The organism is Janthinobacterium sp. CG3 (assembly GCF_000344615.1).
GTDB lineage: Bacteria > Pseudomonadota > Gammaproteobacteria > Burkholderiales > Burkholderiaceae_D > Janthinobacterium.
Genome location: NZ_KB467824.1, coordinates 3677026 through 3697817, shown reverse-complemented (window position 1 = coordinate 3697817; position 20792 = coordinate 3677026). Strand labels below are relative to the sequence as shown.

Below are 20792 nucleotides of genomic sequence, written 5' to 3'. Positions count from 1 at the left end.
TGCTGCGCCGTCGCAATGGCGCAACGATAGGCAGTGCATCCGAGCACGGTTTGCGTTACAGTAATCGACACAGGTAGTCATCACTTTTTTGGAGCGCGCTATGACAACGGATGGGAAGAATGAAGTTGCCGTACTCGGAGGCGGGTGTTTTTGGTGCCTTGAAGCGGTCTATCTTGAAATGCGCGGCGTTACCCATGTCGAGTCCGGCTATACCGGGGGCCAGCAGACCGATCCGACCTACGAGCAGGTGTGCGCCGGCACCACCGGCCACGCCGAAGTGGTGCGCGTCGAATTCGATCCGACCCTGATCAGCTATCGCGACTTGCTGGAAGTGTTTTTCACGATCCACGACCCGACCACGCTGAACCGCCAGGGCAACGACGTCGGCACGCAGTACCGTTCGGTAATTTACTTCCAGTCGCCGGAGCAGGAGGCGGTGGCGCGCCAGGTCATCGCCGAGATGGCCAACGTCTGGGACGCGCCCATCGTCACCCAGCTGCAGCCGCCGCAGACCTATTACAAGGCCGAGGATTACCACCAGGATTATTTCCGCCAGCATCCGCTGCAAGGCTATTGCGCCTTCGTCGTCGAACCCAAGGTCAGCAAGTTCAGGAAAACCTTTTCCAATCGCTTGAAGTAGGCTGGCGTTCGCGCGCCGCCCGCCTCGTTGAAACCACGGGCGAAGGGCCGGCGGCGGTCAAGCTAGTTGTCGCCTGTCACGGCGCCGCCGAGCGCCCCTGCGCCTGGTACATGTACTTGCGCGACCACGGCAGCGCCGCCGCCGGCCGGCCCGCCTTGCCGCAGACGATTTGGTACAGGCTGATCAGGTCGTGCTCGAAGGCGTAGCTGCAACCGGCCAGGTAGACGTGCCAGATGCGGAAGCGCTTGTCGCCGGCCAGTCGGCGGATCTCGGCGGCGTTGGCCTCGAAATTCTCGGTCCAGATCGCGCATGTGCGGGCGTAGTGGCGCCGCAGGTTTTCGACGTCGAACGCTTCTAGCTGTCCCTGCTGCATCGCCTTCAAGACTTGTCCGATGTGCGCCAGTTCGCCCTGCGGAAACACGTAACGGCCGATGAATTCGCCGCCGCCGTACGGCGCGCCGCCGTTGTCCGGGTCGGTCGTGGTGATGCCGTGGTTCATCGCCAAGCCGTCCGGCGCCAGCAGCGCGTGGACCGCGCCGAAATAGTCGGGCAGGTGGCGCAGGCCGACGTGCTCGAACATGCCGACGCTGGTGATGCGGTCGAACTGGCCGCGCACGTCGCGGTAGTCTTGCAGGCGGATGTCGACCAGGTGGTCCAGGCCGGCCCGGGCGACGCGCTCGCGCGCCAGCGCGTACTGGTTTTCCGACAGCGTCACGCCGACGCAGCGGGCGCCGTGGCGCTGCGCCGCGCGCAGCACCAGCGCGCCCCAGCCGCAGCCGATGTCGAGCAGGCTCTGGCCCGGGCGCAGCCGGATCTTGGCGAGGATGTGGTCGATCTTGCGCAGCTGCGCCGCTTCCAGGGTTTCGTCGCCGCGCTCGAAGTAGGCGCAGGAATACACCAGGTTCGGGTCGAGGAACTGGGCGTAGAACTCGTTGGAGACATCGTAGTGGTAGCGGATCGCGGCGGCGTCGCTGCGCTTGTCGTGCGCCACGCCGCGCGCCAGGCGGGCGAACGCGCCTTCGCTCTTCAGGCTGGCGCGGGCCAGCGCGTTGACGATGGCGATCATGTCGCTGGCGGCGCCGCGCACTTCGATGGCGCCCTCGACGTAGGCGCCGCCCAGGTTCGACAGCGACGGCGTGAGCAGGTAGCGCGCCGCCGAGGCGCGCGGCAGGCGTATCGTCACGCGCGGCGCGTCGGCGGAAAAATCGACCTGTTGGCCGTTCCACAATTCAATGCGCAGCGGCAGCGCGACCTGCTTGCGGACGCCGGCGACCCAGGCGCTGAGTCGGTTTTGTGCGAACACGTTTGCCTCCCAAGGCGGCGCCCGCCGCGTTGCCGCGCGGCGCCGCCGGTTCAGATGGGACCAAGCGTGCCCGCCGCCAACTAGGGTTGCAGGCGCTCGATCCGCCAAGTGCCGTCGGCTCGCCGCGTAAACACGATACGGTCGTGGAAGCGCGAACGGCGGCCCTGCCAAAATTCGACGCGCTCGGGCACCAGGCGGTAGCCGCCCCAGTGCGCCGGGCGCGCCGGCTGGTCGCCGGAACTGGCGGCGACGCAGGCGAAATTCGCTTCCAGCTCGGCGCGGCTGGCGATGGGCGCGCTTTGCTTGGACGCAATTGCCGCCAGGCGGCTCTGCAGCGGACGCACGCCGAAATATTCGTCGCTTTCCGCCGCCGAGGTTTTCTCGACCCGGCCCTCGATACGCACCTGGCGCTCCAGCTCGGGCCAGAAAAACTGCAGCGCCGCGTGCGGGTTGTCGGCCAGCTGGCGGCCCTTGTCGCTGTCGTAGTTGGTGAAGAAGCTGAAGCCGCGCTGGTCGAACTGCTTGACCAGCACGATGCGCGAACTGGGCTTGCCGTCGACGCTGGCGGTGGCCAGCGTCATCGCGTTGGGCTCGTTCACCTGGGCCTTCAGGGCCTCGTCAAACCACTTGCCGAACTGCGCCATCGGCTCGGCCAGCACGTCCGTTTCCATCAGGCTGGACTGGCTGTAGTCCTTGCGCAGCCCGGCCAGCAAGCTGCCGGGATGGGCGTTGCCGGCGGCGGCCGGCGCCGGCTCGCCGATGCCGCGCCGCTTCTGCATCGCCGTGCCCAGTTGCGCCATCTGCCCGGCGCTGAAAATGCGCTTGGCCATCGGCGCCAACTGGCTTTCCTCCTTCGCCATGTGGGCCTGGTAGGCGGCGGCGAAGCCGGCCACGTCGGCCGCCGACAGCGTCGCCGCGCTGCCGTCGGCGATGCGTTCCAGTTGCGTCTTCAAGCTGCCCCACGCGGCGTCCATCTGGCGGTGGTCGGCCAGGATCTCCGGCACCAGCGCCGTCAGCAGCGCCGCGTCGGCACCCTCCGCGGTCGCTTGCAACATCGGCATCAAATCCTCTTCCTCGTCCTCGTGGTGCAGGTGGGCCGCCTTGTTAAAGTACTGGAGCACCGCCTTGGCGCCTTGTTGTGCATCAAAGTTGGCGCCATACTGGGCCAGATGGCTCAGCAGGTTTTGCATGGTTGTAATTTGCTTGCGTATCTTGTCGTGGCAATGTTTCAGCACGGCGATCGGCTGGTCAAAACCGGGAATGGCGTCGAACAATGGGGCGGTCATATGTGCTTTCGTGGCTACGGTCAAAAAAATCGTGTCTTGCTGGTCTGGTCTGTGCGCACATTTTAGAATAGATGGACTGCCGCGTCCGTTAAAATGGCGCCATGAACACAATCACTAATGCTATTTTTCCGGCAACCTTGACCGAGATCGATTTTGAGCGCCGCTTCGGCGGCATCGCCCGCCTGTACGGCGCCGCCGCGCTGGCGCGTTTCCGCGGCGCCCACGTGTGCGTGATCGGCGTCGGCGGCGTCGGCTCCTGGATAGTCGAGGCCTTGGCCCGCAGCGCCATCGGCGAACTGACGCTGATCGACCTCGACAACGTGGCCGAATCGAACATCAACCGCCAGATCCAGGCCACCAGCGCCACCATCGGCCAGGCCAAGATCGCCGCGCTGGCCGAGCGGGTGGCGCTGATCAACCCGTTCTGCCGGGTCAACCAGATCGAGGACTTCATCACGCCGGACAACCTGGCGCAGATGCTCGGCGCGCGCCACTACGATTACGTGATCGACGCCATCGACAGCGCCAAGGCCAAGGCCGCGCTGATCGCCTTCTGCCGCGACCGCGCGCTGGCGCTGATCACCATCGGCAGCGCCGGCGGCCAGACCGACCCGACCCGCATCGACGTGCGCGACCTGGCCAAGACCGAGCAGGAACCCTTGCTGAAAAAGGTGCGCAAGATGCTGCGCACCGAGCACGGCTTTCCGCGCGGGATCAAGAACAAGTTCAACGTCGACGCGGTGTTTTCCATGGAGCCGCTGCAATTTCCCGACAACGAGGCCAGTTGCTCGGTCGACGGCGACGAGCGCAACGGCGTCACCGGCCTGAACTGCGCCGGCTTCGGCTCGAGCATGGTGGTCACGGCCAGCTTCGGCATGGTGGCCGCCGCGCACCTGTTGCGCAAGCTGGCGGACGGCGCGACGGCCGCGGCGCCGGCGCCGCACGGCGACTAGCGACTACTCCAGCCGGCGCGCGCCGATGACGTGGTAGCCGTCCGGCCCCGTCGACGCCGCCAGCACCAGCTCGTCGGCGCGCCAGCGCAGCGGCGCGAACGCCGGCGGCGGCGCCGCCGGGGCCGGCGCCTTGCGCGCCAGCGTCACGTGCGGGCGGAAGCGGTCGTGCTCGAACTCGGGCGCGAAACCGGCCTGCGCCAACAGCCGCATCAGCTCGGCGCGCAGCGCCAGCAGCGCCGCCGGCGGCGCGCCCATGCCGGCCCAGGCGATGCGCTGGCCGCTGAAATGGCCGTAGCAGTCCAGCTCCAGCGTCATGGCCGGCGCCGCCACCGCTTGCAGGATGGCGCACAGCGGGGCCAGGTCGGCGTCCGGGCGTTGCCCCAGGAACGCCATCGTCAAATGCAGCTTGGCCGGCGCCGACGGCTTGCCGGCCACGCCTTGCTGCAGCCGCGCCAGCGCCGCGCGGGTGGCCGGGTCGGGCCACAGCGCGAAAAAAAGCCGGTGCTGTCGCGTTGCCGTCGTCATGCGCCTCCGCCAGTTTGCTATGATGATGTCGCGCTTTGCTTGGAAGCACGCAAGCAGAGATTCACCGAACCTCCTTGAAAGAATACATCATGACGCGTTGTTCCGTTTTATTCGCTTTGATTTGCTCGGTCGCCGCCTCGATGGCGTACGCCGCCGACCCGGCCCCGGCCGCCGCCGCCGCCACCGCCGCCATGTCGGCGGACACGCCCGGCCCGCTGGCCGACAAGCTGATCGTCACCGACACCAAGGTCGGCACCGGCAAGGAGGCGCAAGCCGGCATGGACGTGCAGGTCAACTACACCGGCTGGTTGTACCGTCCGATGGCCAAGCTGTCGCACGGCAAACAGTTCGACAGCTCGGTCGGCCGCGGCCCGCTGCCGTTCAAGCTCGGCACCGGCCGCGTCATCAAGGGTTGGGACCAGGGCGTGGCCGGCATGAAGGTGGGCGGCAAGCGCACCATCATCATTCCGAGCGAGCTGGCCTACGGCGCGCGCGGCGCCGGCGCCGACATCCCGCCGAATTCGGCGCTGATATTTGACGTCGAGCTGGTCGACGCGAAATAAAGCCGTCCGGGCGCTGTTTGGCTGTCGTTTTTGGCAACACCGGGGGAAAACGCGGTAGACTAAAGATTCCATCCCTAGTCCTCGCAGCGGAGACCCCAGCCATGCATATCGCCCAAGACGTCACTGAACTGATCGGCAACACGCCGCTCGTTCGTATCAACCGGATGGCGGCCGGTACCTCGGCCACCATCCTCGCCAAGCTTGAATTCTACAATCCGGCCCATAGCGTCAAAGACCGCATCGGCCTGTCGATGATCGCGGCGGCCGAGGCGGCCGGCCAGATCGGCCCCGACACCGTCATCCTCGAACCGACCAGCGGCAACACCGGCATCGCGCTGGCGATGGTGTGCGCCGCGCGCGGCTACCGCTGCGCCCTGGTCATGCCCGACACCATGAGCCGCGAACGGCGCATGCTGCTGCGCGCCTACGGCGCCGAGCTGGTGCTCACGCCCGGCAGCGAGGGCATGCTGGGGGCCATCAAGAAGGCCGAGGAGATGGTCGCCGCCGACCCGCGCTACCTGATGCCGCAACAGTTCAACAACCCGGCCAACCCGGCCGTCCACCGCGCCACCACGGCCGAGGAGATCTGGCGCGACACCGACGGCCAGGTCGACATCCTGGTGGCCGGCGTCGGCACCGGCGGCACCATCACCGGCGTCGGCGAGGTGCTCAAGGAGCGCCGCCCGGGCTTTCGCTGCGTCGCCGTTGAACCGGAGGCGTCGCCGATGCTGTCGAAGGGCGTCAAGGGCGCGCATCCGATCCAGGGCATCGGCGCCGGCTTCGTGCCGGCCGTGCTCAACACCGCCATCTACGACGAGATCATCTGCGTCAAGAACGACGACGCCTTCACCACCGCGCGCCGCGCCGCCAAGGAGGAGGGCCTGCTGGTCGGCATTTCCTCGGGCGCCGCGCTGTGGGCCGCGCTGCAACTGGCGGGGCGGCCGGAGAACGCCGGCAAGGTCATCGTCACCATCATCCCCTCGTTCGGCGAGCGCTACCTCAGCACGCCGCTGTTCGCCGGCCTGGAGTAAGCCGGCGCCTAGCAACACGACGTGCCGCCGGGGGCGAATCGTAATACCGCTAGTTAAGGATTTTCGTAGGTCGGGTTAGCCCAACGGGCGTAACCCGACTGGCGTCGGCAGCGGCTCGGCGATCGCGCCGGCGGCGGCTGGGTGCAGTGGCACGTAGCGGACTTTGCTCCCCATGCCCAGCACACGCAAATGGCGAATGCCGCGCCGCTCCTGCAGGTCGACTAGATGCAGCGCGTACAGCTCGGCGCGTCGCAAGCCGTGGTACAGCAGCCTGGCTTGGTGCGTTTGAAAACAAACGTGCTCGCACTAGATGCGGTTTTCGGCTCGAATTCACTGAAAATGACGGGACCTCCATGCTCACGCTATCTGCAAATGAGCTTGCAATCGACGGCGCTTGCTTGCATTCAATGACAACGTGCTCGCGCTATTTGCAAATGAAGGTCCATGTCTGCACTTCCCTCGACGTTTTCGGCAGTCTAAATACCCAGCCGTTCACGCGTAATCACTGAGCGCTACTCATCCTGGTTGGTGGCACACTGCTTCAATGTTGTTGCCTTCTAAATCAATGACAAAGGCTCCATAGTAGTTAGGGTGATAGTCTGGGCGGAGGCCAGGGGCACCATTGTCTTTTCCTCCGGCGGTGATCGCTGCGAGGTAAAAAGCATCCACTTGCGCACGAGCTTCTGCCCGCCATGCTAGGTGGCAGCCGGTAGTCGCTGATGGGCCCCCGTATGGTGATGGGCCATCGATGAACCATACGTCGGCTTTTTTGCCGTCAGGCTCAGAGGAGTCAGGGTAAGCAAACCCCAACATGTTCACGCCGTAGTTGCCTTCGAAGCATACGCTGTAGCCCAATGGCGCAAGTGCCGCGCTGTAAAACGCTTTAGCACGACCAATATCGGTCACGCGGAAAGTCATGTGGTCAAGCATGGTGAGTTACTCCTGAGGTAGATTGTTGTGTGCGATTGACGCCTATTAACTGTACATGCATACAGTATTAATGGCAAGACATTAACACTGTATATACCTCAAGCCCTGCGGTAGACATAGCTGGCCCGGCACTGTCCTGTTCGACTCCCACCATCCGCCGGCACGTCGCATTGCTCATAGCTGTTCCGGCAGGCCGTGCGCCCGTGCCGTTAAGGTACATCCCAAGGCGTCATAGACAGTGCGGAAGGCGGCGACATCGTCAGAGTTGAGCGTGCGTTGCTGTCGCCGGGCCGCTGTGCAAACCCGGTTGGCGCCGAGTAGCAATTGCGTCATCGAATCGGGCCATTGCTGTCCGGTGATTTCTTTCACGTAGACCCGTTCGCGCAACAAGTGGGCATTGCACAGGGCGTGAATGGAACCGTCGAGCCGCCAATACGGTGCCCAGCAATCATGCACCAGCACGCCGAGGCGCTTGGGTAAGATGCCATGCGCCTCGATCGCTTCCAAGCCCCGCTTGGCATGCACGCCATACCAGGTCAGCGTGACACTGGCGCGATGTGTAAGCAGTGCAGTTTGCCGGCCACACGCAGACCGGACTCGTCGGCATTGAGCACCGGCGCGGCGCGCAACTGATCGGCAATGCAGTCCGCCGTCGTTTGCAGGGCCGCGCTCGCTTCGGCCACCCACGCCAACAAAGTGGCCGGCGAGACCGCGAGGCCGTACACATCGGCGATCAACTCGGCAGCGCGCGCGTATGGCAGCATTTGGCCGTGAATCAGGTGCACGGCGAGGGCACGCACGTTCGGCCCGTACTGCACCATGTCGGTCACGTCGGAGCGGAAGCTGCTTACATGGGCCTGGCCGCAGCGGCACGTCACGGCCGGCGTGCGGTATTCGATGACGTCAAATACGCTGTTCGGCACGTCAATAATTTGGCGCCGCTCGGCCACTTGTGCCTGATCCATCGGCAGTGCGCTGTGGCAGCGCATGCAATGTGGCGGCAAGGGGTGATCGACCGTCTCGGTTGGTTCGGCAACCCGCTTCAGCGTCGTACCTTTGTGGCCATCGACATGCGCGGCCGGGCATAGATGGAATGCCGCGTGCGACACCTCAGCGTCAGGCCGGCTTGCCGTGCAGGCTGCAGGCGTGCGCGGTGGTGCCCAGTTCGACCTGCAGCGTGCTGTGGCCGATCGCGAAGCGGCTCTTGAGCTGCTCGGCGATGGCGTCGATGGCGCCGTCGCCGGGGTAGCCGTCCGGCATCACCAGGTGCGCGGTCAGCGCCGTCTCGGTGGTGCTCATGGCCCAGATGTGCAGGTCGTGCACCTCGCTGACGCCGGCGCTGGCGCGCAGGAACAGCTCGACCTTGGGGGCGTCGACGTTGTCGGGCACCGCCGCCATCATCAGGCGCAGCGCGTCGCGCAGCAGCGACCAGGTACCCAGCATGATCAGCACCACGATGACGATGCTGGCGGCCGGGTCGAGCCAGGTCCAGCCGGTGAAGATCACGGCCACGCCCGCCAGCAGCACGCCCAGCGAGATGGCGGCGTCGGCCGCCAGGTGCAGGTAGGCGCCGCGGATGTTCATGTCGTCCTTGCTGCCGGCCATGAACAACCAGGCCGAGACGCCGTTGACGGCGATGCCGATCGCCGCCACCACCGACACGGTGGCGCCGTGCACCGGACTCGGGTTCAGCAATTGTTGCACCGCCTCCCAGGCGATCGCGCCGCAGGCCAGCATCAGCAACATGGCGTTGAACAGCGCCGCCAGCATCGACGAGCTGCGCAGGCCGTAGGTGTAACGGCTGCTCGGCTTGCGCTGCGACAGGATCGCCGCGCCCCACGCCAACGCCAAGCCGAGCACGTCGGACAGGTTGTGGCCGGCGTCGGCCATCAGCGCGGTCGAGTTGGCGATGAAGCCATAGACGAACTCCACCACCACGAATATCGAATTCAGGGCGATGGCGATGGCGAAGGCGCGGCCGTGGCTGGTCGGATCGCCATGGTGGTGGTGGCCGTGGCCATGGCCGTGCGCGTGGCCGTGGCCGTGCTTGTGCTCGGGCGGCGCGGCGTGGTCGTGCCCGTGCCCGTGTTTGCCGGCGTGGCCGTGGTCGTGGCCGCATTGGCCGTGTTCGTGCTGTCCGCTCATGCGTCGCTCCCTGTTGCCGGTTCGGCGATATGTTCGAGCATATCGGTGAGTACGCCGCTGATGTGGGCATCGGCGGCGGAATAAAACACTTGCTTGCCCTGGCGCTCGGATTTGACGATGCGCGCCGCGCGCAGCAGGCGCAGGTGGTGGCTGACCAGCGAGCTGCTCAGTTGCAGCGCGGCGGCGATGTCGCTGACGGCGGTCGGCGTCTCCAGGCAGCACAGCACGATGCGCAAGCGGGTCGGGTCGCCCAACAAGTGGAACAGGTCGGCCAGTTGCGCGACCGCGTTATCGGATTCGTTGAAGGTGGTCATGGAATAACATGTGAAGAGATGTTCACATGTTAGGCTTGTTTATTGGAAAGGGCAAGTGCAAAATCCGTTCCGTCCCCCATGCCGTTAAGTTGGCGGGCCGGCAATGCTGAAAATAAACCCAAGGCGAACAGGCGCGGCCTGGCCTTGGTTTGAATGAATGCAACGCCGAAGCCGCATAACTTGATGACACCCGCCACCGTAAAAAGGAAAACATGTCGTACTCTCTGCACTATTTGGACGCCCAGTACCGCGCGCCGCGCCGGCGTTGGTTGCAGTTCGCCGGCCTGGTCGCGGTGGTCGGCGTCGGCCTGGCGTCGCGCGCCTACCCGCTCTTCCCGGCCGCGCTGGGAAAATATCCGGGCGACGCGCTGTGGGCGTTGATGATCTTCGTCGGCCTGGGCCTGCTGTGGCCGCGCGCCGCCAGCGCCACCCTGGGCGCGGCCGCGCTGCTGCTGTGCTACGCCGTCGAGTTCAGCCAGTTGTACCAGGCGCCGTGGATCGTCGAGTTGCGCTCGCATACGTTGGGGCACCTGGTGCTCGGTTCGCATTTCGGCTGGACCGATTTGATCGCCTACGCCGTCGGCGCGGGTGCCGGCGCGCTGCTCGACATGCTGCCGCGGCGGAACAGCAGGCGTCTTTTTCGACCATAACAGTTGCGCCTACCGGCAACTGTGACGGTCACAATGTCGAATTGCTGCATCTGTCATGGCTGGCGCGGCGCCGGTATGCTGGGATTCGCACGGCCAGCGCATCCCGCGCCCGCCGCGCCTCTCCAGCTGCGGAAGCCTTCACAATGCATATCAAAGATTTTTCCCTGTCCGCCGTCGTCGCCGGCTTGCTTGCCGTGTTCATCAGCTTCGCCGGGCCGGTGGCCATCGTGTTCCAGGCCGCCAGGCTGGCGGGCTTGTCGGAGGCCATGACCTCGTCCTGGATCTGGGCCATCTCGCTGGGCAGCGGCGTCGCCGGCCTGCTGCTCAGCTACCGGCTGAAGATGCCGGTGCTGGCGGCCTGGTCGACGCCGGGCGCGGCGCTGCTGGTGGTGTCGCTGCCGGTGGTCGGCATCCACCAGGCCGTCGGCGCCTACATCGTGTCGGCCTTGCTGGTACTGGCGCTGGGCCTGTCGGGCGCGTTCAAGGTCTTGCTTGAGCATGTACCGAAAGGCATCATCGCGGCGATGCTGGCGGGGGTGCTGTTCAATTTCGGCGCGCAAGCCTTCGTCGCGATACCGGGCCGTCCGGCGCTGGTGCTGTGCGTGCTGCTGGCCTTCTTGCTGGGCAGGCGCCTGGCGCCGCGCTACGCCACCGCCGCCGCGATGCTGGTCGGCACCTGCTTCGTGCTGGCGGGCGGCGACACCCATCTGGGCGGCGTCGCGCTGACCTACGCGACGCCGGTGCTGATCGCGCCCGCGTGGTCGTGGCACGCGGTGTTCAGCGTCGCCCTGCCGCTGACGCTGGTCACCTTGAGCGGGCAGCACGTGCCCGGCCTGGCGGTGTTGCAGGCGTCCGGCTACCAGCCGCCGGCCAAGCCGATCGTCGCGCTGACCGCCTTCGTGTCGCTGCTGTTGGCGCCGTTCGGCGCGCACGCCATCAACCCGTCGGTGATCGCCGCCTCGATTTGTACCGGCGTCGAAGCGAACCCAGACCCGGCCAAGCGCTACGTCGCCGGCATCGCCGCCGGCGTGTTCTATTTGCTGATCGCCGTGTTCGGCGGCACGCTGGGGCAGCTGATGGCGGCGCTGCCGAAGGAGCTGGTGGTGACGCTGGCCGGGCTGGCGCTGGTCGGCTCGATCACCACCGGCCTGGTGGGACTGGTCAGCAACGAAGGGCACCGCGACGCCAGCGTCATCACCTTTTTGGTGGCGGCGTCGGGGATGAGTTGGCTGGGGCTGGGCGCGGCGTTCTGGAGCCTGGTCATCGGCGCGCTGGCGTATGTGATTTTGCATCAGCGCTGGGGCGGCGGCGCCCGCCGCGCAGGCGGTTGCGAGCCGGCGGCGCTGAAAGTTAAGCCCAGTCCGTAGGTCGGATGACCCGACCGACGCTAGGATGTTGGCAACGGCGCGGCGCCGGCCGGCCAGTAGGCGCGGATGATGGCGGCGAGCCTGGCGAAGGCCGGCCCGATCTGCTCGCTGGGCACGGCCGCGTAGCCGAGCATCAGGCCGCGCCGCGCGCTGCGCGCGTCCATGTAGTAGCGCGACAGCGGCCGCACCGTCAGCCCCTGGCGCGCCGCCTCCTGGCAAATCGCCAGGTCGTCGCAGTCTTGCGGCAGGCACAGCGCCAGGTGCAGGCCGGCTTCGCCGCCGGTGGTGGCGACGCTGCCGCCGAAGTGCAGCGCGATGGCGTCGCGCAGCAGGTGCAGGCGCTCGGCGTACAGCATGCGCATGCGCCGGATGTGCGAGGCGAAATGCCCCTCCACCATGAAGTCGGCCAGGATCGCCTGGTTGAACGTCTGGCCGCCGCGGTACAGCTCCGACAGCCCGGTGCCGAACACCGGCGCCAGCGCCTTCGGCACCACCAGGTAGCCGACGCGCAGCCCCGGAAACATGGTCTTGCTGAACGTCCCCATATATAACACCCGCTCCTGCGCGTCCATGCCCTGCAAGGACGGCAGCGGCCGGCTGGCGTAGCGGAATTCGCTGTCGTAGTCGTCCTCGATAATCCAGGCCCGTTGCGTCGCCGCGTAGTCGAGCAGGGTGCGCCGGCGCGACAGGCTCATCACCGTGCCCAGCGGGTACTGGTGCGACGGCGTGACGATGATGAAGCGCGGCGGCTGCAGCAGGTCGGCGGGACGCATTTGCATGCCCTCGCCGTCGACCGGGATCGGCACCGTCTCGATGCCGATCGATTGCAGCACGCTGCGCGTGCCCCAGTAGCACGGGTCTTCGACCCAGGCGCGTTCGCCGTGGTCGCCCAGCAGGCGCGCCGCCAGGTCCATCGATTGGTGGATGCCGGTGGTGATGAGCACTTGGCCGGCGCTGCAGTTGACCGAGCGCGCCACCCGCAGGTAGTTGGCGATGGCCTCGCGCAGCGGCAGGTAGCCGCCGGCGTCGGCGTAGGTCAGCAGCTCGGCGCGCGAGCGGCGCCAGTGCTTGTTTTGCAGGCGGCTCCAGATTTTGTTGGGAAATAACGTCACATCCGGTATGCCCGGCATGAACGCGCCCCACTGCACGTTGTTGACGCCGGCCTGGCCCACCAGACGGGCGCCGCGCTGCGACAGCCCGACCTCGTCGCGGCTGGGCGGCACCGCGGGCGCGGCGCTGGCGGCCCCGGCGATGCGGTCCGGCACGGTGTCGGCGACGAAGGTGCCGGAACCGGCGCGGGTCTCCAGGTAGCCTTCGGAGATCAGTTGTTCATAGGCGTAGGTGACGGTATTGCGCGACACGCCCAGCTCCAGCGCCAGGTAGCGCGACGACGGCAGTTGCAGGCCGACCGGCAGCGCGTGCGACCAGACCGCCTCGCGCAGCACCTGGTAAATCTGCCGGTTCACCGGCTGGCGCTGGCCGCCGGCGTCGAGCGTGCGGTCGATGCGCTGCAACAGAAAATCCGATAGCGAGGCGATCCGCAAAGTGGCTCCATAAGAAAAATTAAAGTGGCTCTGTATTGTAGTGCCATTGCCGCCTTAGTATGGCTTGTCATGTCGCACAAGCAAAGATTTACAGCGCGCGCAGTGACTGGCGGTGCGATCGAGCAGACGCAATTACAACAACGACGGACGCGGGAGACATGAGTTGGAACCTTTAAGCACCAGTAACAGCACCAGCGGCGGCAACGGCGCGCGCGACCACCTGGTCGAGTTCCGCGGCGTGAAAAAAACCTACGACGGCGAAAACCTGGTCGTCAAGCACCTCGACCTGAACATCGAGCGCGGCGAATTCCTCACCCTGCTGGGGCCGTCCGGCTCGGGCAAGACCACCTGCCTGATGATGCTGGCCGGCTTCGAGTTCCCGACCGGCGGCGACATCCGCCTGGACGGCAAACTGCTCAACAAGGTGCCGCCGCACAAGCGCGACATCGGCATGGTGTTCCAGAACTACGCGCTGTTCCCGCACATGACGGTGGGCCAGAACATCGCCTATCCGTTGCAGGTGCGCAAGGTCGACGCCGGCGCGCGCGCCGAGAAGGTCAAGCGCGCCCTCGACATGGTGCAGATGGGAAAATTCGCCGACCGCTATCCGGCCCAGCTTTCCGGCGGCCAGCAGCAGCGCATCGCGCTGGCACGGGCGCTGGTGTTCGACCCCAAGCTGGTGCTGATGGACGAGCCGCTGGGCGCGCTCGACAAGCAGTTGCGCGAGCGCATGCAAATCGAGTTGAAGGACTTGCACCAGCGCCTGGGCGTGACCTTCGTCTACGTCACCCACGACCAGAGCGAGGCGCTGACGATGTCGGACCGGGTCGCCGTGTTCGAGCACGGCGTGATCCAACAACTGGCGGCCGTCGAGACTTTGTACGAGCGGCCGGAAAACCAGTTCGTGGCCGGCTTCATCGGCGACAACAACCGCTTCACCGGCAGCGTCGAGGCGCGCGACGGCGACGCCTGCCAATTGCGCCTGGGCGACGGCACGCTGCTGCGCGGCGTCAACGCCAACGCGCTGAAGGTCGGCGACGCCGCCGTGGCCTGCATCCGGCCCGAGCGCATCCGCCTGCTGGCGCCCGGCGCCGAGTCGGCCAACGCGCTGCCGGTGACGGTCAGCAGCCTGATTTATTTCGGCGACCATGTGCGGGTGCGCTGCGCGCTGCCGCGGCAAGACGACTGCTTCATCAAGCTGAACTTGAAAGACCCGGCCCTGCCGGGCCTGTCCGCAGGATCGCCAGTGCGGCTGGACATCGATCCGGCCCATTTGCGCGTGTTTATCTGACCGTAGTTTCCACCGTTAAGACAAGAGGAATTGAAATGAAATTATTGTTTACCCCTGTTTTGCTGAGCGCGGCCCTGGCCGCCGGCCCGTCCCACGCGGCCGACATCACGGTCGTCAATTTCGGCGGCGCCAACGGCGCGGCGCAGAAGGCGGCGTTCATCGAGCCGTTCCAGAAAAGCGGCGCGAACAAGGTGGTGATGGTGGAATACAACGGCGAAATGGCCAAGCTCAAGGCCATGGTCGAAAGCAAGAAAACCAGCTGGGACGTGCTCGAGGTGGAGTCCGGCGACATCGGCCGCGTCTGCGAGGAGGGGCTGGTGGAAAAAATCGACTTCGCCAAGATCGGCAAGAAGGCCGACTTCATGCCCGAGGCGATCCACGAGTGCGGCGTCGGCGTGTTCGTCTGGTCGACCGTGCTGGCCTACAACGCCGACAAGCTGAAGGCGGCGCCGAAAAACTGGTCCGACTTCTGGAACACCGCCAAGTACCCGGGCAAGCGCGGCATGCGCAAGGGCGCCCGCTACAACCTGGAATTCGCGCTGATGGCCGACGGCGTGCCGACCAAGGAAGTCTACAAGGTGCTGGCCACCAAGGCCGGCGTCGAGCGCGCCTTCAAGAAACTCGAAGAGCTGCGCCCGAACATCCAGTGGTGGGAAGCCGGCGCGCAGCCGCCGCAGTTCCTGGTGGCCGGCGACGTCGTCATGTCGACCGCCTTTAGCGGGCGCATCGACTCGGCCCAGCGCGAGGGCAAGAACCTGCAAGTGAGCTGGGCCGGCAGCATCTACGACCTCGACTACTGGACCATCCCGAAGGGCACGCCGAACAAGGAGGCGGCCGAGAAGTTCATCGCCTTCGCCAGCTCGGCCGAGGCGCAGAAAACCTACTCGACCAAGATCGCCTACGGCCCGGCCAACGTCACCGCGCTCAAGCTGCTGGACGCGAAAACCCTGGCCAGCCTGCCGACCTCGGCCAACAACGCCAAGGACGCGGTGCAGAACAACCTGAAGTTCTGGACCGACCACGGCGAAGACCTGGAGCAGCGCTTCACCGCCTGGGCCTCGAAGTAAGCTCTACCCTCGGCGGCGCGGGCGCGGTGATCATCCGCGCCCGCGCCGCCCGCCGTTTCATCTGACCGATAGCGCCCACCACTATGACTTCCATGGCCACCGCCGCCCCGATCCACCCAGCGCCGGCCGAGACCTCGCCGGCGCAATTGAAGCGCGACCTGCGCAAGGCGCAAACCCGCAAGCGCATCGCCGCGCTGGCGCTGATCGCGCCGCTGGCGATCTTCCTGATGCTCACCTTCGTCGTGCCGATCGCCGCGCTGTTGATGCGCGCGGTGGAAAACCCCGAGGTCGCCGCGACCCTGCCGAAAACCGTGCAGGCGCTGTCGGGCTGGGACCGCACCGGCCTGCCGGGCGACGCCGCCTACGCCGCGCTGGTCGACGACTTGGCCGCCGCGAAGGCCAACAACAGCACCGGCGCGCTGGCGCGGCGCATCAACTCCGACTTGCCGGGCGCGCGCTCGGTGGTCATGAAAACCATGCGCGCGCTGCCCCTGCTGGACGCCGCCGGCCAGCCGCTGGCGCCGCCGCGGATCAAGCCGGCGCTGCTCGACATCGACGAGCAGTGGGGCAAGCCGGAGTACTGGCAAACCATCGCCAAGAACGGTTCCTACTATTCGCCCTACTACCTGCTGGCGGCGGTCGACCTGAAGCAGGACGCCTTCGGCCACGTCTACCGGGCCGACCCGGAGCAGTCGGTGTACCAGCAGATCTTCGGCCGCACCTTTTGGATCAGCCTGGTGGTGACGCTGTGCGCGCTGGCGCTCGGCTATCCGCTGGCGTACTGGCTCTCGGGCATGCCGGAGCGGCGCGCCAACCTGTTCATGATCCTGGTGCTGATCCCGTTCTGGACCTCGATCCTGGTGCGCGTGGCGGCCTGGATCGTGCTGCTGCAATCGGAGGGCCTGGTCAACAAGGCGCTGCTGGCGCTGGGCCTGACGCAGGCGCCGCTGGAGCTGCTGTTCAACCGCTTCGGCGTGTACGTCTCGATGACGCACATCCTGCTGCCGTTCATGATCCTGCCGCTGTACAGCGTGATGAAGTCGATCCCGCCGACCTACGTGCGGGCCGCCGTCTCGCTGGGTAGCCACCCGTTCGCCGCGTTTTGGCGCGTCTACGTGCCGCAAACCTACCCGGGCGTCGGCGCCGGCGCGCTGCTGGTGTTCATCCTGGCGCTGGGCTACTACATCACGCCGGCGCTGCTGGGCGGGCCGAACGAGCAGATGGTCAGCTACTACGTCGCCTATTTCACCAACGTGACGATCAACTGGGGCATGGCCTGCGCGCTGGGCGCGCTGCTGTTCGCCGCCACGCTGGTGCTGTACGGCGTGTACCGGCGCTTCGCCAAAATCGATGTGAGTATGTGAGGACGCCATGAAGATATCTTTGCCGCTGTTTCCGCCCTATACCTCGCTGCCCGAGCGGGCCTGGTTCTTCGCGCTGCGCGGCTTCAACGCGCTGGTGCTGCTGTTCCTGATGCTGCCGATCCTGGTGATCATCCCGCTGTCGTTCTCCGACAGCAGCTTCCTGTCGTACCCGATCCCCGGCCTGTCGCTGCGCTGGTACGACAACCTGCTGCGGTCGGAGGAGTGGATGCGCGCGGCCCGCAACAGCTTCATCGTCGCGCCGCTGGCGACCCTGATCGCCACCGTGCTGGGGACGCTGGCGGCGGTCGGCCTGAACAAGGCCGACTTCCCCGGCAAGGGCTTGCTGATGGCGGTGCTGATCTCGCCGATGGTGGTGCCGGTGGTGGTGGTGGGTGTCGGCGTGTACCTGCTGTTCGCCAAGATCGGCCTGTCCGACAGCTACACCGGGCTGGTGCTGGCGCACGCGGCGCTGGGCGCGCCGTTCGTCGTCACCACCGTCTCGGCGACGCTGCAGGGCTTCAACCACAACCTGGTGCGCGCCAGCCTGAGCATGGGCGCCTCGCCGTTGATGACGTTTTTCCGCGTCACGCTGCCGGTGATCGCGCCGGGGCTGATCTCGGGCGCGCTGTTCGCCTTCGCCACCTCGTTCGACGAAGTGGTGATCACGCTGTTCCTCGCCGGCCCGGGCCAGGCGACGCTGCCGCGGCAGATGTTTACCGGCATCCGCGAAAACATCAGCCCGACCATCGCCGCGCTGGCGACGATTTTGATCATCTTCTCGACCTGCCTGCTGCTGGCGCTGGAATGGCTGCGCGGGCGCAACAAGGCCGCCGCCAGGATGTAAAGGCGCCGGGTGGACTTTCAGCGCACGTTGCCGTCGGCGTCGCGGTACTCGACCGGCGCCAGCTTCAGCTTGTCCAGCTGCGGCTCGACCGTGGCCTTGTCGCCGACGCCGATGACGATCAGCTTCTCCGGCCGCAGGTATTTGCGCGCCGCCGCCTGCACCTGGGCGCCGGTGACGCCGGCGAAGCGCCGCGGCAGTTTGGCGTAGTAGTCCAGGCCGAGGTCGTAGACGTAGGTGTTGGCCATGCTGGCGGCGATGCCCTGGTTGGTCTCGAACTGGCCGGGCAGCGACAGCACCTGCGAATTGCGCGCGTTGCCCAGCTCCTTCGGCTTCATCGGCCGGGCGATCATGTCGCGCACCTCCTTGAACATCTCCGCCACGGCCGGGCCGGTGGCGTCGGTGCGCACGCTGGCGGCGATCGAGAACGGACCCGGCGCGCGGCGGTACTGGAACTGCGAACGCACGCCGTAGGTGTAGCCCTTTTCCTCGCGCAGCTTGGTGTTCAGGCGGCTGGTGAACAGCCCGCCCAGGGCCGCGTTGAGCACTTGCAGCGGCGCGAAGTCGGGCGTCTTGCGGTCCGCGCCGATCAAGCTCAGGCGCAGCGCCGTTTGCGGCGCGCCGGCCTTGTCGACCAGGATCACCCGCGCCTTGCTGGTGTCGACCGTGCCGGCCGTGGCCGGCGCCACGTCGCCGCGCCGCCAGGCGCCGAACTTGGCCTGCGCCAGCGCCTCCAGCTCGGCGCGCGTGATGTCGCCCGAGACCACCAGCGCGGCGTTGTTGGGCAGGTAGTGCTGGCGCCAGAATTGCTGCAGTTCGGCGCGGCTGGTGGCCTTCAGCGCGGCCTCGGTGCCGAGCTGGCCGTAGCCGTACGGGTGGCCGGCGCCGTACAGCGCGGCGGCCTCGACGCGGGCCGCCACCGCGGCGGCGTTTTCGCGTTCCTGCGCCAGGGCGCCGAGGCGGCTGGCGCGCTGGCGCTCGACTTCGGGGTCCGGGAAGGCCGGGCGCTGCACGATGTCGGCCAGCAGGTCCAGCGCCGGGGCGAAATGGGCCTTCAGCGCGAACACCTGCGCCACCGAGGCGTCGGCCGTCGAGCTGGTGTCGAGGAAGGCGCCGAGCTGGGCGATGTCGTCGGCGATCTGCGGCGCGCTGCGCGTCGTCGTGCCTTCCTCCAGCAGTTGCGCGGTAAAGCTCGACAGGCCCGGGCGCGCCAGCGGATTGGCTTCCGAACCGGTCTTCAGCACCAGTTGCGCCGACACCATCGGCAGCGCCGGGTTGAAGTTGTGCAGCACCGTCAGGCCGTTCGGCAGCGTGAACGCGGCGCCCTGCGGCAGCGCGATGCGCGGCTGCGGGCCGGCTTTCGGCGCGCGCATGCGCCACGGCTCGTCGCGGTTGACCGGGCCGGACTGGCCCGCCTTGGCCTTGCCCGTCGCCGGCGCCGGCGTCGCCACCTCCGGCCCCAGGTCCGGCGTGCCGGGCACGCCGTGCACCACGGCGCGCGCGGTGTTTTGCAGCTGGGCCGCCAGCACGCGCCGGATGTCGGCCACGCCGACGCGGCGCAGCCGCTCGATGTCCCGGCCCAGGTAGCCGGGGTCGCCGAGGTACTGGTTATAGTGGTTGAGCTGGTTGGCCAGGCCGGCGCCGCCGACCTTTTCGATCTGGCTCAACATGGCCGTCTCGAGCGTGTTGCGGGCCCGCTCCAGCTCCTTCTGGGTCGGGCCGTCGGCGCGCAACGCCTGCAGCTCGGCGTCGATGGCGGCCTCGATTTCGGCGGCGTCGTGGCCGGGGCGGGCGGTGACGTCGACGATAAACATCGACGTCAGCGCGTTCGAACTTTGCGCCGCGCCGACGTCCTGGGCGATCTGCTTGTCGTACACCAGCGTCTTATACAGCCGGCTCGCCTTGCCGCCGCCGAGAATGTGCGCCGCCAGGCTCAGCTCGGCGTCGCCGGCTTGGTAGGCCGGCGGCGTCAGCCAGCCCATCATCACGCGCGGCAGTTCGACCCGGTCGGCGACGACGGCGCGCCGCTCGGCGCGGATCGGCGGCGTCGCCACGTCCAGCTTCGGCAGCGCCGGGCCGCGCTTGAAGCTGCCGAAGTACTTGGCCACCATGGCCTTGGTCTTGGCCTTGTCGATGTCGCCGGCGATCACCAGGCTGGCGTTGTTGGGACCGTAGTAGCGCGTGAAAAATTGCCGGATGTCGGCCAGTTTGGCGGCCTGGATGTCGGCGTGCGAGCCGATCACCGACGCGTAGTACGGGTGCCCCTTGGGAAACAGCAGGTGGTACAAGCCTTCCTCGACTATACCGTAGGGGCGGTTTTCCACGCTCTGGCGGCGCTCGTTGCGCACCACGTCCTGCTGGTTGCTCAGCGCGGTCTGGTCGAGCACGTCGAGCAGGTAGCCCATGCGGTCCGAATGCGTCCACAGCGCCAGTTCGAGCTGGTTCGACGGCACCGTGTCGTAGTAGTTGGTGCGGTCGAAATCGGTGCTGCCGTTCGAGTCGGTGGCGCCTGCGCCCTCGAGCAACTGGTCGGCCAGGCCGCGCGGCATGTGCTTGGTGCCGGCGAACATCATGTGCTCGAACAAGTGGGCGAAGCCGGTCAGGCCCGGCTCCTCGTTGGCCGGGCCGACGTGGTACCACAGGTTGACGGCGGTGACGGGCAGTTTATGGTCCTCGACCAGGATCACTTCCAGGCCGTTCGGCAGCGTGTATTTTTCAAAGGCGATGCGCGGCACCGGCGTCATTGCGGCGGCGTCGGCGGCGAAGGCCGGGACCGGCGCCACGCCGCCGTAGAGGGAAAGGAGCAGGGCGGGTACGGCCAACAATGTGCAAGGCTTCATGCGTGCGATCCGTTATCAAAGGTTGAATATGCGGTGTCGCCCGGCGAGTAGGGAAGGGCGGCGGGAATGGCAATGCTAGCAAATAATCGGGCGAAGGCGGGGGCCGGCGCGAGCGTGGCGCTGTCCGGGGATCGCCGC

20 protein-coding genes are annotated in these 20792 nt (G+C 66.9%); 10 read left to right on the top strand and 10 right to left on the bottom strand.

Features of this window, described 5'->3' with window-relative positions; genetic code table 11:
• The first annotated feature begins 100 nt into the window (after window positions 1-100).
• Complete coding sequence (gene msrA / locus JANGC3_RS0116290) at window positions 101-640, top strand: peptide-methionine (S)-S-oxide reductase MsrA (RefSeq protein ID WP_026133070.1); 540 nt, start codon at window positions 101-103, stop codon at window positions 638-640.
• Window positions 641-716: 76 nt separating this feature from the next.
• Here the strand turns inward: msrA and JANGC3_RS0116285 are convergent, their stop codons facing one another.
• The gene (locus JANGC3_RS0116285) at window positions 717-1943 is read right to left on the bottom strand and encodes an SAM-dependent methyltransferase (RefSeq protein ID WP_017877557.1); all 1227 of its coding nucleotides are present in this window, start codon (window positions 1941-1943) and stop codon (window positions 717-719) included.
• An 80-nt stretch (window positions 1944-2023) separates the two neighbouring features.
• Complete coding sequence (pdxH, locus tag JANGC3_RS0116280) at window positions 2024-3229, bottom strand: pyridoxamine 5'-phosphate oxidase (RefSeq protein ID WP_026133069.1); 1206 nt, start codon at window positions 3227-3229, stop codon at window positions 2024-2026.
• A 101-nt stretch (window positions 3230-3330) separates the two neighbouring features.
• Here pdxH and tcdA point away from each other — a divergent pair, with 101 nt between their 5' ends.
• On the top strand, window positions 3331-4182 hold the full coding sequence (tcdA, locus tag JANGC3_RS0116275) for a tRNA cyclic N6-threonylcarbamoyladenosine(37) synthase TcdA (protein WP_035787760.1): 852 nt from the start codon (window positions 3331-3333) through the stop codon (window positions 4180-4182).
• 3 nt (window positions 4183-4185) lie between these two features.
• Here tcdA and thpR read toward each other — a convergent pair whose 3' ends face one another.
• The gene (thpR, locus tag JANGC3_RS0116270) at window positions 4186-4707 is read right to left on the bottom strand and encodes an RNA 2',3'-cyclic phosphodiesterase (RefSeq protein ID WP_017877554.1); all 522 of its coding nucleotides are present in this window, start codon (window positions 4705-4707) and stop codon (window positions 4186-4188) included.
• Window positions 4708-4796: 89 nt separating this feature from the next.
• Between thpR and JANGC3_RS0116265 the strand changes: the two genes are divergently transcribed.
• Together JANGC3_RS0116265 and cysK are read left to right on the top strand one after the other, a co-directional pair.
• Window positions 4797-5270 (top strand): FKBP-type peptidyl-prolyl cis-trans isomerase, encoded by a 474-nt coding sequence (locus JANGC3_RS0116265; RefSeq protein ID WP_081612012.1) that lies wholly within the window; start codon window positions 4797-4799, stop codon window positions 5268-5270.
• Window positions 5271-5371: 101 nt separating this feature from the next.
• Window positions 5372-6301: a cysteine synthase A gene (gene cysK / locus JANGC3_RS0116260; protein ID WP_017877552.1), complete on the top strand. Its 930-nt coding sequence runs from the start codon at window positions 5372-5374 to the stop codon at window positions 6299-6301.
• Window positions 6302-6817: 516 nt separating this feature from the next.
• On the opposite strand, the gene JANGC3_RS31690 is transcribed toward cysK, so the two are convergent.
• The 5 genes from JANGC3_RS31690 to JANGC3_RS0116240 form a co-directional block, all read right to left on the bottom strand.
• The gene (locus tag JANGC3_RS31690; RefSeq protein ID WP_081611886.1) at window positions 6818-7231 is read right to left on the bottom strand and encodes a VOC family protein; all 414 of its coding nucleotides are present in this window, start codon (window positions 7229-7231) and stop codon (window positions 6818-6820) included.
• 174 nt (window positions 7232-7405) lie between these two features.
• Window positions 7406-7738, bottom strand: a complete 333-nt coding sequence (locus JANGC3_RS34135; RefSeq protein WP_051068318.1) for an IS66 family transposase — start codon at window positions 7736-7738, stop codon at window positions 7406-7408.
• 29 nt (window positions 7739-7767) lie between these two features.
• Window positions 7768-8196, bottom strand: coding sequence for an IS66 family transposase (locus JANGC3_RS34130; protein WP_051068316.1), 429 nt, complete (start codon window positions 8194-8196; stop codon window positions 7768-7770).
• Window positions 8197-8347: 151 nt separating this feature from the next.
• A complete protein-coding gene (locus tag JANGC3_RS0116245; RefSeq protein ID WP_017877550.1) occupies window positions 8348-9376 on the bottom strand; it encodes a cation diffusion facilitator family transporter in 1029 nt (342 codons plus the stop codon).
• Window positions 9373-9690, bottom strand: coding sequence for an ArsR/SmtB family transcription factor (locus JANGC3_RS0116240; RefSeq protein ID WP_017877549.1), 318 nt, complete (start codon window positions 9688-9690; stop codon window positions 9373-9375). Before JANGC3_RS0116240 ends, JANGC3_RS0116245 begins: the two co-directional genes overlap by 4 nt.
• 212 nt (window positions 9691-9902) lie before the next feature.
• On the opposite strand from JANGC3_RS0116240, the gene JANGC3_RS0116235 reads away from it, so the two are divergent.
• On the top strand, window positions 9903-10340 hold the full coding sequence (locus JANGC3_RS0116235) for a ribosomal maturation YjgA family protein (RefSeq protein ID WP_157406685.1): 438 nt from the start codon (window positions 9903-9905) through the stop codon (window positions 10338-10340).
• A gap of 143 nt (window positions 10341-10483) precedes the next feature.
• Entirely contained in the window at window positions 10484-11707 is a 1224-nt protein-coding gene (locus JANGC3_RS0116230) for a benzoate/H(+) symporter BenE family transporter (RefSeq protein ID WP_017877547.1), read from the top strand.
• Between the two features lie 20 nt (window positions 11708-11727).
• Here the strand turns inward: JANGC3_RS0116230 and pdxR are convergent, their stop codons facing one another.
• A complete protein-coding gene (gene pdxR, locus JANGC3_RS29470) occupies window positions 11728-13251 on the bottom strand; it encodes a MocR-like pyridoxine biosynthesis transcription factor PdxR (RefSeq protein ID WP_017877546.1) in 1524 nt (507 codons plus the stop codon).
• Between the two features lie 163 nt (window positions 13252-13414).
• Here pdxR and JANGC3_RS0116220 point away from each other — a divergent pair, with 163 nt between their 5' ends.
• The 4 genes from JANGC3_RS0116220 to JANGC3_RS0116205 all read left to right on the top strand — a co-directional run bounded on the left by JANGC3_RS0116220 (window position 13415) and on the right by JANGC3_RS0116205 (window position 17817).
• Window positions 13415-14542, top strand: a complete 1128-nt coding sequence (locus JANGC3_RS0116220; protein WP_017877545.1) for an ABC transporter ATP-binding protein — start codon at window positions 13415-13417, stop codon at window positions 14540-14542.
• A gap of 35 nt (window positions 14543-14577) precedes the next feature.
• Window positions 14578-15609 carry an ABC transporter substrate-binding protein gene (locus JANGC3_RS0116215; RefSeq protein WP_026133066.1) on the top strand — a complete coding sequence of 344 codons (1032 nt, stop codon included), beginning with the start codon at window positions 14578-14580 and terminating at the stop codon, window positions 15607-15609.
• Between the two features lie 83 nt (window positions 15610-15692).
• A complete protein-coding gene (locus JANGC3_RS0116210) occupies window positions 15693-16973 on the top strand; it encodes an ABC transporter permease (protein WP_026133065.1) in 1281 nt (426 codons plus the stop codon).
• Window positions 16974-16980: 7 nt separating this feature from the next.
• The gene (locus JANGC3_RS0116205; protein ID WP_017877542.1) at window positions 16981-17817 is read left to right on the top strand and encodes an ABC transporter permease; all 837 of its coding nucleotides are present in this window, start codon (window positions 16981-16983) and stop codon (window positions 17815-17817) included.
• Window positions 17818-17834: 17 nt separating this feature from the next.
• Here JANGC3_RS0116205 and JANGC3_RS0116200 read toward each other — a convergent pair whose 3' ends face one another.
• On the bottom strand, window positions 17835-20654 hold the full coding sequence (locus JANGC3_RS0116200; RefSeq protein WP_026133064.1) for a M16 family metallopeptidase: 2820 nt from the start codon (window positions 20652-20654) through the stop codon (window positions 17835-17837).
• Between the last annotated feature and the right edge of the window lie 138 nt (window positions 20655-20792).